We start from the raw sequence: 13,003 nt of genomic DNA, 5'->3' as shown, positions 1-13,003 counted from the left end.
TACCTCATCTCATTGCTAATTCCCCATGGAAGGAGATCACCCCATGCCTATGAGCTTGTATAATACGCCTCAAGGTATCTTTTTACGGCCATTTAGCTTGGCGGATAGCGAAGCCCTTCTCGCCCTTAGGCACCGAAATAGGGATTCCCATGCGCCTTATGAGCCGCTTTACGAGGATTCATTTTTCACATTAGAGAAACAACAGGACTACATCCGTCAGAAATTGCGGCAAGCCGAAGAAGATCGAGGTTACGTATTCGGTATCTTTCTCTTAAAGGAAGAACGGCTCATCGGTTATATCTCCATTTCCAATCTAGTACGTGGAGTTGGACAATTCGCTGATATCGGCTACATGATGGATCATCATGAACAGGGTAAAGGGCATATGACCGCCGCCTTAAAGTTGATCATACAATATGCCTTTCGTGCCTTATCTCTACATCGTCTTCAAGCGGGTACTCTTTTGCATAATGATCGCTCACAACGTGTATTAGAAAAATGTGGCTTTCGACCAGAAGGCATTGCTCGCAAGCTTGTACAGATTCAGGGCACATGGCAGGATCACCAGATGTTTGGACTTTTAGCCGAGGATGACGTGTGGCAGAGCTAAATGACTGTACAGGGCAACATTAACAAACAAAAAACCGCCCGGCTTATGCCGAGCGGTTTTCTTGCAATCATGTTATCCCATACTTAAGGAGCAACAGTTTGCATTTTTTGTTGCAGTTGTTCCATCGTCAGGACTTGATCAGCTGTTGGAATACCTACTTTAAATGCTGCTTTAGCATTGATTTTGTTGTATTGCGTGTAGCCTGTTACAGACAATTTTACATTGTCTTTTGTAGCCGGATCATTCATCTCTACATTCGCATTCAGGTCTTGATACACAGGAATGTTATCCTTGTTCAAAGCTGTGTTAATGTCAAACTGCTTCACTGTCAAGTAGTTTTTCAACTCATCCAGCTTTTTGCTAACTTCACTGGTGTTAGATTGCAGTTCTTTCTTCGCTTCAGCCAGCTCTTCCTTCTTCACTTGAAGCATGCTAGCATATTCGTCCTTAGACATTATATCAAGGACTTTAGGAAGCGCCTTAGTGATAAATGTATTGGTTGCTTGCTTCACGTTGTCGTTCGTTATTTTAAACTGAACTACTTGTTTAGCTTCAACGCCTTGTGGCAACTTAGCGTCTTTAGGATCAATATCAAAGAAGTACGTAGCTTGATCATACTCGTTCATAATAGCAGCGATCACTTCATTCGCAAATTTCTGCGATTTTTCTTGATCCATAGCTGCAGGGTTAAATTCTTGTCCCGATTGTTTAGCCAGTTCTTGTGGATCAATGATCAGGAATTTACCTACAACATCCTGTGGAAGCGGGTAAAATGGAATATTAGGAATTTTAACGTACAGTTTATCTTTAGTCATCACCATTGGAATCGTGAAGCTGGTGGAAAGATCACCTTTCAAATGAATGCCGAGCGTCATTTCAGATTGGAAAGGTTCTTTTTGATATACACCGTCCAGCGTAATGTCTGCATTTTTCAGCATACTGGTTATCATTGCACTTTGTTCACTTGGTAAAGTAGCAGATGAAATTGTCAGATCCTTAACGGTAAATTGACTTTTGGATTCATAAGAATTCAACTTCATTGCATTTGCAGTACCGGTCGTAACTGCTTCCTTCGGTTCTAACTTCTTGCTACAACCTACCAGGGCTACCGTCAAAAGCAACACCATAGTGAGTACCAAGACGGATAACTTTTTACTCATTGTGTAGATTCTCTCCTCTCGTAATTAACCCCTTTTTTATGCTAACAAAAAAATACACACCTCCTATTTTAACTCATATTCTCAAACAGCGAAACACTTATTGGAAAATTTTCTTACAATAAGCACAAAGACACCCTGGTTCTCCTAACCAGGGTGTACTATCGATGCAATATATTTTTAGGAGAAAGGTCTTCCTGCTTATGAACCTTCTCTGTTATGATGATCCACGTGATTCCGCTGTTTCACCTTCTTGGAACCAGATAACGGCTCCTGCTGATGACTACGCTCACGCTTTTCGTTACTTCCACCAGAATCCTGTGCTTCAGGGACAGGAATGGCTTTAGGCTTGCCCATTTATGCATCCTCCATTCTCAGTCTATATTTGTGGTACATCAACAAATCCGTTTATTACCATTAAAAATAGGACTATAGATGGTGTAGATCTTCTGTTTTATCGTGGTTTAGTGAATCCTGATGACGGCGATCATTACGATCCTGCTGCACTTGCTGTGCCTGATGACTATTCACTGGACGTTGCTCCAAATCATCAACAATGTTAGACAGGTTTTTATCCAGTCCGTTTTTGGCTTTTGTCATGTAGCCTTCCTCCTCATTCCTTCATACTACGAATGCGTCAATGACTGTAATGTCTGGGCACATTGGTGAATATGCCGAGTATAATCAGACACCAGCTGTTGAATGATATCTGTTCGTTCATCTACAGACTGTCCATCCCGCTCTACATCGACTAAGCTAACCTGCACTTCCCGGGAATCTACATAAGTACATGCAAAATCAAAGGAGTACATTTGTCGGCCTTCTACCTCGATGTGGATTCGTATTGCCCGGTTGTCAGCTTCATCTGCCTGTACCTGCGATTTATCCCCTGAATTCAAAAGAATCGGCAGTTGTTCCTGCCAGGCCTCTACCAGCTTTTGCTGATCTACTGTCATTTCTCGATTCATGCCAGCACCTCCATATCTGATAACGTGTGAAAAAACCGAGCTTTTTATACAACAAAAAAACCATTCTCCACGATTCCTGATCATTAGCATCTAAAGGCCAATGTACCAGCTATCGTATTTGAATGGCTTGGTTTATTTAGAATATGGCGGAGAGGATGGGATTCGAACCCATGTGAGCTTGCACTCTAACGGTTTTCAAGACCGCCCCGTTATGACCGCTTCGGTACCTCTCCAGGTGGTAAATGGATAAAGCTGCTTCCCTTTTAAACATACTCAGGCGCAACAAAATTATTTTACCACAGGATTTCTAAGAATGCAATACTTACTGTTTAGGAGCAATAACCTCAATGCCTCGCATATATGAACGCAGTACTTCTGGGATCACGATGCTTCCATCCTCTTGCTGATAGTTCTCCAAAATAGCAGCCACAGTCCGCCCTACAGCCAATCCTGAACCGTTCAGCGTATGTACAAATTCAGGCTTCGCCTTCGAATCTGGACGAAACCGGATGTTCGCACGACGCGCTTGGAAGTCTTCTGTGTTTGAACAAGAAGAAATCTCGCGGTACATGCCACTCTCAGGCAACCATACTTCCAGATCGTACGTTTTGGCAGACGTAAAGCCCATATCTCCAGTGCAAAGTGCCAGCACGCGATATGGAAGTCCGAGCAGTTGTAGAACACGCTCAGCGTTATTCGTCATTTTCTCCAATTCTTCATAAGAGGTATCCGGGTGAACCAGCTTAAGCATCTCTACCTTATTGAACTGATGCTGACGGATCAGGCCACGTGTATCACGTCCCGCTGATCCTGCCTCCGAGCGAAAGCAAGAGCTGTATGCCACATAATATTTCGGAAGCTGTTCCGCATTCATGATCTCTTCACGGTGGTAGTTCGTTACCGGAACTTCAGCCGTAGGAATGAGATAATACTCCGTATCACGCAGCTTGAACAAATCTTCTTCAAACTTCGGAAGTTGGCCCGTTCCGTACAAGCTGTCCCGATTTACGATGTATGGAGGAAGCATTTCTTCATAACCATGCTCACTGCTGTGCAGATCCATCATAAAGTTAATCAGCGCACGCTCTAGTCTTGCTCCCAGTCCTTTGTAGAACGTAAAACGAGAACCCGTTACCTTGGCTGCTGCTTCAAAATCAAGAATATCTAGATCCTGAGCCAACTCCCAATGCGCTTTGGGTTTAAAGGAAAACTCGCGCGGCTCCGACCAGCGACGGATTTCTACATTATCCTCTTCCGATGCGCCAACAGGTACTGTTTCATTGGGAATATTCGGAATAGACATCACCAGTTCGTCGATCTGAACTTCCAGTTCGCGTACTTGCTCATCTAATTCTTTGATACGATCGGAGACTTGACGCATTTCTGCAATAAGATCATCCGCATTTTCCTTATTCTTCTTCAACTTGGCTACTTCACCGGATACCACGTTCCGACGATTTTTGAGCCCTTCACTTTCCTGAAGTAACTCACGACGGCTTACATCCAGATCTGTAAAACCATTAATCAGATCCAGAGATTTCCCCCTGTTCTGCAAAGCTTTCTCAACCCTACCAAGCTCATTACGTAAAATCTTTATATCTAACACAGGTAATCCCTCCTACACTACAAACCTGACTTTCACTATTCGCGGACCATATCCACAAAATATTGATGTAACCGGTAATCGTCTGTTAACTCCGGATGGAAGGATGAAGCCAGCAAATGACCCTGACGGGCTGCCACGATCTCGCCGTTATACTCAGACAGCACATCTACTCCCGTTCCAACAGACTGTATTAATGGTGCGCGTATAAATACGGCACGAACCGGTTCCTCAATCCCTTTAATGTTCAAGTCTGTTTCAAAGCTCTCTCTTTGGCGACCAAATGCATTACGCGATACTGTAATATCCATGAGTCCCAAATGTGCTTCTTCCTGTCCTTGAATCGTTTTAGCCAGTACAATCAATCCTGCGCAAGTGCCAAATACAGGCTTGCCTTGATTGGAAAACTGACGTATAGCCTCTATAAAGTCATACTTGCGCATTAGCTTACCGATAGTGGTACTTTCACCACCGGGAATGATAAGACCGGACAGCTCATCGAGCTGTTCGATCTTCTTCACCGCTATACCTTCCGCACCCGCACGTTCAACGCTTCGTATATGTTCAGCTACAGCGCCTTGCAGCGACAATACACCTATTTTCATGCCGGTCCCTTCTTTCTTACCAACCACGATCCTGCATGCGCTCATGCGGTGCCAGTTTGGAAATTTCAATGCCTTTCATAGGAGTTCCCAAATTCTTGGAGACTTCTGCGATCAGCTTGTAATCCGTATAATGAGTGGTCGCTTCCACGATTGCCCGTGCAAACTTCTCAGGGCTATCCGACTTGAAAATACCAGAACCTACAAAGACGCCATCAGCGCCTAAATGCATCATTAACGCGGCATCAGCAGGTGTTGCTACACCACCCGCTGCAAAGTTAACCACTGGCAGCTTGCCAAGCTCATGCACTTCTAACAGCAGTTCATATGCAACACCGAGGTTTTTCGCTTCTGCATACAGCTCGTCCTTCGACAAGTTTTGCACCTTGCGAATTTGACCATTGATAAAACGCATATGACGAACGGCCTCAACAATATTCCCCGTTCCCGGTTCACCCTTCGTACGGATCATAGATGCACCCTCACCAATGCGACGCAGCGCTTCTCCCAGATCCTTGGCTCCACAAACAAATGGAACGGTGAACTCCCGCTTATCAATATGGAAAACTTCATCCGCAGGTGTCAATACTTCGCTCTCATCGAGATAGTCAACACCGAGAGATTCCAGTACCTTTGCCTCTACAAAGTGACCGATGCGAGCCTTAGCCATAACAGGAATAGAAACAACCTTCATAACTTCTTCCACAATCGTTGGGTCAGCCATACGAGCAACCCCACCAGCTGCACGGATATCCGAAGGTACCCGTTCAAGAGCCATTACAGCTGTAGCTCCTGCTGCCTCTGCAATTTTAGCCTGCTCAGCGTTCATGACATCCATGATTACGCCACCTTTTTGCATCTCTGCCATACCTCTTTTTACACGCGAAGTTCCCGTTTCCATGTCGTTGCCTCCTGTAAGGGTTACGTTTAGATTCTAACTAAATATTTTACCGCACGAATGCCAAATACACAATCATTTCAAGCTGCAAAATAAGTAATGAAAAACAAGGTAGGTTGCTTAGCTTTGCTTATTTAGAAGAGATTCTTAATTCCTTGGAACAGATCTCCGAAGAAATCACCGATTGCCCGGAAAAGCATTCGGAACCAGCCGCCCTCTTCTACTGCCGTCGTAGTAACCAGATCAACGGTTTTCGTCTGCCCTTTATCCACACCGTCTGTCTTGTACGTGTACGTAATGGTTCCGACTTTGGCCCCTTGCTTCAAAGGTGCTACAAGAGAGCTTGCTGGTGTAATGTTCGTTGTAAAGGTTACCTTGGAATTGCTCGCACCCTTGGGTACGATAAAACTTACTGCATCTTTTGTAACGATCGGCACTTCTGTTTCCGTGCCTTTGGTCACTGGCACATTCTCAACACCCTTAACCACCGTCTTTGGGGCAATAACCTGCTTCACTTCAAAATTATCAAAACCATAGTTCAGCACTTTAGCTGTCTCTGTAAAACGGTGTGCATCTGAATCAGCTCCCATAACTACACTGATGAGACGCATTCCGTTGCGTTCAGCGGTTCCTGTAAAACAGTTGCCAGCATTAGCCGTATGGCCTGTTTTCATTCCGTCTAAACCTGGGTAAGCAAACTTTCTAAAGTTAGTAATATTTTTGTTTGCTTCTAGCATCCAGTTATAGTTAATAATCGGCGCCTTGTCAGTAGGACGGAATTTGTAAGATTGAATTGTCGTAAATCGTGTGTAATCCGGATGATCTTTAATGATGTAACCAGCCAGAGTACCTGCATCTCTCGCTGTCATTACCGTTTCCCGGTCTGTATCCGGCTGGAAGCCTTTCGGCATATCACCACGGTCCAAACCAGTCGAGTTGATAAAATACGTATTTTTCATGCCCATTTTCTGAGCTGTTTCATTCATTAGTTTTACAAAATCCTGCTCAGTTCCGGATACGCGTTCAGCAAGGGCTACTGTTGCATCATTAGCAGAACCTACCGCCATTGCAATATAAAGCTCTTCTACCGTATGTTGATCCCCTTGAGCCAAAAAAATACGTGATCCAATGCTCTTAGAAGCATTCTCGTTAACCGTAACCTTATCCGTCCACTTGAGTTTACCTTGCTTAACCTGTTCAGCCACGATGTATTCTGTCATCATTTTAGTCATACTTGCTGGGGGAAGTGGCTCATCTGGATTCATAGACAGCAATACTTGCCCAGTGGAGGGCTCGATCAAAATGGCAGAACGTAGTGCCAGACTAGGGGGAGTAATAGAACCTGTCCCCGTAATATTGGTTGCCTGTGTTGCTGCTCCAGCTGCAAAAGTAGCCACGCTCGGATCGAAATTGCTTACCACAGGCAATGCTGACATATACATCATATTGAGCACCATGACTGCAGTCACGCTCTTTTTAATCATGCTGCGTTTTGTATTTTGCTTTAAATTGTTCGCTTTCAAATGAATACAAACTCCTCTCGTACCTCAACCCGATCCGTTATGTACAACGAGACGGTGGTTACAGCCTCTACTTGGCCAATGTAATTAATGTTTTAGTGTTAAAATCCAGTTTCATTTCGTTTTATTTCGTTTTCTTAGTTGTATCCTGTCATGAGCATTTTCTGCTCGAATCTTCTTTACTGGTAGGAATCGTCCAAAAGACCTACGTGCCCTAATTCGTCAATAATTTCGTCATAAAGGCGGACACTTGTCTATTCTATCACAGGGGTATCTCTAAAAAAAGACAGGCAGAGCGAAATACGCTCTGCCTGTCGTCAAGTCTACTACAGCCGAACTTTATAGAGAGTAGTTTGGTGCTTCTTTCGTAATTTGCACATCATGCGGATGGCTCTCACGCAGACCAGCACCTGTAATACGGATAAAGCTTGTATCGTTACGAAGCTCCTCAATATTAGCTGTACCGCAATAACCCATACCGGAACGAAGACCGCCCAACAGCTGATGGACAGTGTCGGAAAGTGGTCCTTTATAAGCAACGCGTCCTTCAATGCCTTCCGGTACCAATTTCTTGTCGTCATCTTGGAAATAACGATCTTTACTACCTTGCTTCATCGCAGCCATAGAGCCCATACCACGATATACTTTAAAGCGGCGTCCTTGATAAATTTCAGATTCGCCTGGGCTTTCCTCCGTACCTGCAAAAAGACTTCCCAGCATTACCGCAGAAGCGCCTGCCGCAATGGCCTTTGTAATTTCACCGGAGTATTTAATACCACCGTCTGCAATAATCGGAATATTATATTCACGTGCTACTGTTGCACAATCATAAATTGCTGTTACTTGTGGAACACCTATCCCTGCAATTACGCGTGTTGTACAGATGGAACCTGGACCAATACCGACTTTTACGACCGATGCTCCTGCTTCAATCAATTCGCGCGTTCCGTCACCAGTAGCTACATTACCTGCTACAATCGTCAGATCAGGATAAGCTTCACGCAACTTGCGGACCGCTTCAATAATGTTAATATGATGGCCGTGAGCAGAGTCCACAACAATCATATCCACACCAGCTTTTACAAGTGCTTCAGTCCGATCAAATGTATCCTTGGAAATGCCGACAGCCGCACCGACCAGAAGACGCCCTTGTGCATCTTTCGCTGCGTTCGGAAATTGAATAGCTTTCTCAATATCTTTAATGGTGATAAGACCTTTGAGATAATTTTCATCATCAACCAAAGGGAGCTTTTCAATCTTATGCTTTTGCAAAATAACTTCCGCTTCCTGTAAAGTCGTACCTACAGGTGCAGTTACCAGTTCTTCCTTCGTCATGACTTCACTGATTTTAAGGTTAAAATCGTGAATAAAGCGAAGATCGCGGTTGGTAATAATACCCACCAGTTTGTTTTCTTCGTTTACAACAGGTACACCAGAAATACGGTATTTACCCATAACTGCTTCAGCATCAGATACCAAATGATCCGGAGTCAATGAGAATGGATTGGTGATAACACCGCTCTCCGAACGTTTGACCCGATCCACCTCTACCGCTTGCTGTTCAATCGACATATTTTTATGAATAATACCGATACCGCCCTCACGAGCCATCGCGATTGCCAACACTGCCTCAGTAACAGTATCCATACCAGCACTCATCAAAGGAATATTCAGCTTTACGTTATCACTCAAACGAGTCGCCACGCTTACTTCTTTGGGCAGAACCACCGACTTGCGAGGTACCAGCAAAACATCGTCAAAGGTAAGGCCTTCCTTACCGAATTTATCTTCCCACACCAAGATGATCCTCCTTCAAATTGTTTAGTCTGTATTGGTCTTGTTGTCTGTCCGACACGGACAAATCAAGGCTCTCTGAAAATATATTATTGCAATCTTAGCAAAGCGGTATAGGGGTGTCAAGCCTTCATCAATAGCCCTAACCTTTAGTATTCCCCTGTACAAACAACTGTACTCCTACGGAGGACAACCTTTAAAAATAAGTGTTTCCAAAGGTAAAAACTTTTCACAAAGGCATATCTCCTCTATGAATGCGCAACATGAAAGCAATTATAGAAGTGGTTTGTACCCTAATATACCAAAGAGGACCATGATCTCATTGAGATCATGGTCCTCTTTACTTGTTGCTTGGCGACGTCCTACTCTCCCAGGACCCTACGGTCCAAGTACCATCGGCGCTGGAGGGCTTAACGGTCGTGTTCGGGATGGGTACGTGTGGAACCCCTCCGCTATCGCCACCAAACATGAATTTGCTACGCAAATTCTTCCGTATTGAAACTCGGTTCATCACAGCTGTGTGAATGAATTTCAATGCGTATTTCGTATGTATTTCTACATACCTTCAAGGTTACACCCTGAAAACTGGATCCGAAACTTATTTGCGTTTTATCTTAGGATAAGCCCTCGACCGATTAGTATTGGTCAGCTCCATGCATTACTGCACTTCCACCCCCAACCTATCTACCTCGTCGTCTTCAAGGGGTCTTACTAATTGGGAAATCTCATCTTGAGGGGGGCTTCACGCTTAGATGCTTTCAGCGCTTATCCCTTCCGTACATAGCTACCCAGCGGTGCTCCTGGCGGAACAACTGGTACACCAGCGGTACGTCCATCCCGGTCCTCTCGTACTAAGGACAGCTCCTCTCAAATTTCCTACGCCCACGACAGATAGGGACCGAACTGTCTCACGACGTTCTGAACCCAGCTCGCGTACCGCTTTAATGGGCGAACAGCCCAACCCTTGGGACCTACTTCAGCCCCAGGATGCGATGAGCCGACATCGAGGTGCCAAACCTCCCCGTCGATGTGGACTCTTGGGGGAGATAAGCCTGTTATCCCCAGGGTAGCTTTTATCCGTTGAGCGATGGCCCTTCCATGCGGTACCACCGGATCACTAAGCCCGACTTTCGTCCCTGCTCGACTTGTAGGTCTCGCAGTCAAGCTCCCTTCTGCCTTTGCACTCTTCGAATGATTTCCAACCATTCTGAGGGAACCTTGGGGCGCCTCCGTTACTCTTTAGGAGGCGACCGCCCCAGTCAAACTGCCCACCTGACACTGTCCTCGCACCGGTTCACGGTACCAAGTTAGAACCTAGATACGATCAGGGTGGTATCCCAAGGATGCCTCCCTTCAAGCTGGCGCTCAAAGTTCTACGGCTCCCACCTATCCTGTACAGATCGTACCCAAATTCAATATCAAGCTGCAGTAAAGCTCCATGGGGTCTTTCCGTCTTGTCGCGGGTAACCTGCATCTTCACAGGTATTAAAATTTCACCGGATCTCTCGTTGAGACAGCGCCCAAGTCGTTACGCCATTCGTGCGGGTCAGAATTTACCTGACAAGGAATTTCGCTACCTTAGGACCGTTATAGTTACGGCCGCCGTTTACTGGGGCTTCGGTTCATAGCTTCGCTCTTGCGAGCTTACCACTCCCCTTAACCTTCCAGCACCGGGCAGGCGTCAGCCCGTATACTTCGCCTTGCGGCTTCGCACAGACCTGTGTTTTTGCTAAACAGTCGCTTGGGCCTTTTCACTGCGGCCCCCTCGGGCTATTCACCCTACCGAGGCACCCCTTCTCCCGAAGTTACGGGGTCATTTTGCCGAGTTCCTTAACGAGAGTTCTTCCGCGCGCCTTAGAATTCTCTTCTCGCCTACCTGTGTCGGTTTGCGGTACGGGCACCTTCTCCTGGCTAGAGGCTTTTCTTGGCAGTCTGAGATCATGACCTTCGCTACTACAATTTTCGCTCCCCATCACAGCCCAGCCTTACGATGTGCGGATTTGCCTACACATCAGCCTCACTGCTTAGACGGACATCCATCAGTCCGCGTCACTACCCTACTGCGTCACCCCATCGCTCATAACGGATTACGGTGGTACAGGAATTTCGACCTGTTGTCCTTCGACTACGCCTATCGGCCTCGCCTTAGGTCCCGACTTACCCTGAGCGGACGAACCTTCCTCAGGAACCCTTAGGCTTTCGGCGGATCTGATTCTCACAGATCTTTTCGTTACTCATACCGGCATTCTCACTTGAATGCAGTCCAGCGCTCCTTACGGTACACCTTCAACCCGCATTCAACGCTCCCCTACCCCTGATGCAAGCATCAAGCCATAGCTTCGGTGGTGTGTTTAGCCCCGTTACATTTTCGGCGCAGAGTCACTCGACCAGTGAGCTATTACGCACTCTTTCAATGGTGGCTGCTTCTAAGCCAACATCCTGGTTGTCTGTGCAACTCCACATCCTTTCCCACTTAACACACACTTGGGGACCTTAGCTGATGGTCTGGGCTGTTTCCCTTTCGACAATGGATCTTAGCACTCACTGTCTGACTCCCGGAACTAAATCTATGGCATTCGGAGTTTGACTGAGCTTGGTAACCCTTGCGGGCCCCGCACCCAATCAGTGCTCTACCTCCACGATTCTTCTTTCCGAGGCTAGCCCTAAAGCTATTTCGGGGAGAACCAGCTATCTCCGGGTTCGATTGGAATTTCTCCGCTACCCCCACCTCATCCCCGCATTTTTCAACATGCGTGGGTTCGGGCCTCCAGTGCGTGTTACCGCACCTTCACCCTGGACAGGGGTAGATCACCCGGTTTCGGGTCTACGTCCACGTACTCATTCGCCCTATTCAGACTCGCTTTCGCTGCGGCTTCAGCTCTTCACCTTAACCTTGCACGGGAACGTAACTCGCCGGTTCATTCTACAAAAGGCACGCCATCACCCATAGATCGGGCTCTGACTTCTTGTAAGCACACGGTTTCAGGATCTATTTCACTCCCCTTCCGGGGTGCTTTTCACCTTTCCCTCACGGTACTGCTTCACTATCGGTCGCCAGGGAGTATTTAGCCTTGGCAGATGGTCCTGCCGGATTCATACGGGGTTTCACGTGCCCCGCACTACTCGGGATCCGTCTCGGAGGGAACAAGTTTTGAATTACAGGGCTTTTACCTTCTCTGGCGGGCCTTTCCAGACCTCTTCATCTAACCGGTTCCTTTGTAACTCCATGTGAGACGTCCCACAACCCCAAGGAGCAAGCTCCTTGGTTTGGGCTAATCCGCGTTCGCTCGCCGCTACTGACGGAATCACTATTGTTTTCTCTTCCTCAGGGTACTTAGATGTTTCAGTTCCCCTGGTCTGCCTCTATTCTGCCTATGTATTCAGCAGAAAGTGACTGTCGATGAAGACAGCCGGGTTTCCCCATTCGGACATCCCCGGATCAAAGCTTGCTTACAGCTCCCCGAGGCTTTATCGTTGTTCGCCACGTCCTTCGTCGGCTCCTGGCGCCTAGGCATCCTCCGTGTGCTCTTTGTAGCTTAACCTAGTATTTACATCGTAAATACGATTTGCTTTGAATTTCGGTTCAACACTTACGTGTGAATGAAATTCAAGGCAGCTACCTTTATTTCACTTGTTTACACAAGATCAGCTTAAAGGAATATTCTAAAACGCAATTTCGTTTCGGTATCCAGTTTTCAAGGTGCAATTCGCTTCATCGAAGCGAAACCCGATGAATATTTCGGCTCCACACGAATGTGTGAATGAAGTATTCGTCGAAGCTTGAGAGTTTGAGCTCTCAAAACTGAGCAACGAGTGAGTAGTTTTGAAGCTTACGCTTCATATTTGAATGT

At 46.2% G+C, this 13,003-nt stretch carries 10 protein-coding genes, 1 tRNA gene and 2 rRNA genes; 1 reads left to right on the top strand and 12 read right to left on the bottom strand.

Annotated elements, in window-relative coordinates; translation table 11 throughout:
* The first annotated feature begins 43 nt into the window (after positions 1-43).
* Positions 44-610: a GNAT family N-acetyltransferase gene (locus tag MKY16_RS00490; protein WP_069011492.1), complete on the top strand. Its 567-nt coding sequence runs from the start codon at positions 44-46 to the stop codon at positions 608-610.
* 83 nt (positions 611-693) lie between these two features.
* Here the strand turns inward: MKY16_RS00490 and MKY16_RS00485 are convergent, their stop codons facing one another.
* From MKY16_RS00485 to MKY16_RS00430, 12 genes are all read right to left on the bottom strand, one after another.
* Complete coding sequence (locus MKY16_RS00485; RefSeq protein WP_165150530.1) at positions 694-1,770, bottom strand: hypothetical protein; 1,077 nt, start codon at positions 1,768-1,770, stop codon at positions 694-696.
* 198 nt (positions 1,771-1,968) lie between these two features.
* Complete coding sequence (locus MKY16_RS00480; protein ID WP_029514956.1) at positions 1,969-2,124, bottom strand: small acid-soluble spore protein P; 156 nt, start codon at positions 2,122-2,124, stop codon at positions 1,969-1,971.
* Between the two features lie 72 nt (positions 2,125-2,196).
* Entirely contained in the window at positions 2,197-2,367 is a 171-nt protein-coding gene (locus MKY16_RS00475; RefSeq protein WP_007428073.1) for a hypothetical protein, read from the bottom strand.
* Between the two features lie 26 nt (positions 2,368-2,393).
* The gene (locus MKY16_RS00470) at positions 2,394-2,735 is read right to left on the bottom strand and encodes a hypothetical protein (protein ID WP_029514958.1); all 342 of its coding nucleotides are present in this window, start codon (positions 2,733-2,735) and stop codon (positions 2,394-2,396) included.
* A gap of 144 nt (positions 2,736-2,879) precedes the next feature.
* Positions 2,880-2,968 (bottom strand) — tRNA-Ser (locus MKY16_RS00465).
* Positions 2,969-3,057: 89 nt separating this feature from the next.
* Entirely contained in the window at positions 3,058-4,341 is a 1,284-nt protein-coding gene (gene serS / locus MKY16_RS00460) for a serine--tRNA ligase (RefSeq protein WP_318628413.1), read from the bottom strand.
* A 35-nt stretch (positions 4,342-4,376) separates the two neighbouring features.
* Positions 4,377-4,943 carry a pyridoxal 5'-phosphate synthase glutaminase subunit PdxT gene (pdxT, locus tag MKY16_RS00455; RefSeq protein WP_029514961.1) on the bottom strand — a complete coding sequence of 189 codons (567 nt, stop codon included), beginning with the start codon at positions 4,941-4,943 and terminating at the stop codon, positions 4,377-4,379.
* A gap of 16 nt (positions 4,944-4,959) precedes the next feature.
* Positions 4,960-5,841 (bottom strand): pyridoxal 5'-phosphate synthase lyase subunit PdxS, encoded by an 882-nt coding sequence (gene pdxS, locus MKY16_RS00450; RefSeq protein WP_025720037.1) that lies wholly within the window; start codon positions 5,839-5,841, stop codon positions 4,960-4,962.
* A 131-nt stretch (positions 5,842-5,972) separates the two neighbouring features.
* Positions 5,973-7,361, bottom strand: coding sequence for a D-alanyl-D-alanine carboxypeptidase family protein (locus MKY16_RS00445; RefSeq protein ID WP_340953613.1), 1,389 nt, complete (start codon positions 7,359-7,361; stop codon positions 5,973-5,975).
* Between the two features lie 336 nt (positions 7,362-7,697).
* Positions 7,698-9,155, bottom strand: coding sequence for an IMP dehydrogenase (guaB, locus tag MKY16_RS00440; protein WP_013308172.1), 1,458 nt, complete (start codon positions 9,153-9,155; stop codon positions 7,698-7,700).
* Positions 9,156-9,501: 346 nt separating this feature from the next.
* Positions 9,502-9,618 (bottom strand): 5S ribosomal RNA (rrf, locus tag MKY16_RS00435).
* A 149-nt stretch (positions 9,619-9,767) separates the two neighbouring features.
* Positions 9,768-12,694: ribosomal RNA gene (locus MKY16_RS00430) — 23S ribosomal RNA — on the bottom strand.
* Between the last annotated feature and the right edge of the window lie 309 nt (positions 12,695-13,003).

This window comes from Paenibacillus sp. FSL L8-0641 (genome assembly GCF_038006265.1).
GTDB classification, from domain to species: domain Bacteria; phylum Bacillota; class Bacilli; order Paenibacillales; family Paenibacillaceae; genus Paenibacillus; species Paenibacillus polymyxa_D.
This window is presented reverse-complemented; position numbering and strand designations above follow the sequence as displayed.

What these genes read in the sequence shown, in the direction of transcription:
- pdxS (WP_025720037.1), bottom strand. Translation starts at nt 5,841, where the DNA reads ATGGAAACGGGAACTTCGCGTGTAAAAAGAGGTATGGCAGAGATGCAA.
- MKY16_RS00480 (WP_029514956.1), bottom strand. Translation starts at nt 2,124, where the DNA reads ATGGGCAAGCCTAAAGCCATTCCTGTCCCTGAAGCACAGGATTCTGGT.
- MKY16_RS00485 (WP_165150530.1), bottom strand. Translation starts at nt 1,770, where the DNA reads ATGAGTAAAAAGTTATCCGTCTTGGTACTCACTATGGTGTTGCTTTTG.
- MKY16_RS00490 (WP_069011492.1), top strand. Translation starts at nt 44, where the DNA reads ATGCCTATGAGCTTGTATAATACGCCTCAAGGTATCTTTTTACGGCCA.
- MKY16_RS00475 (WP_007428073.1), bottom strand. Translation starts at nt 2,367, where the DNA reads ATGACAAAAGCCAAAAACGGACTGGATAAAAACCTGTCTAACATTGTT.
- pdxT (WP_029514961.1), bottom strand. Translation starts at nt 4,943, where the DNA reads ATGAAAATAGGTGTATTGTCGCTGCAAGGCGCTGTAGCTGAACATATA.
- MKY16_RS00470 (WP_029514958.1), bottom strand. Translation starts at nt 2,735, where the DNA reads ATGAATCGAGAAATGACAGTAGATCAGCAAAAGCTGGTAGAGGCCTGG.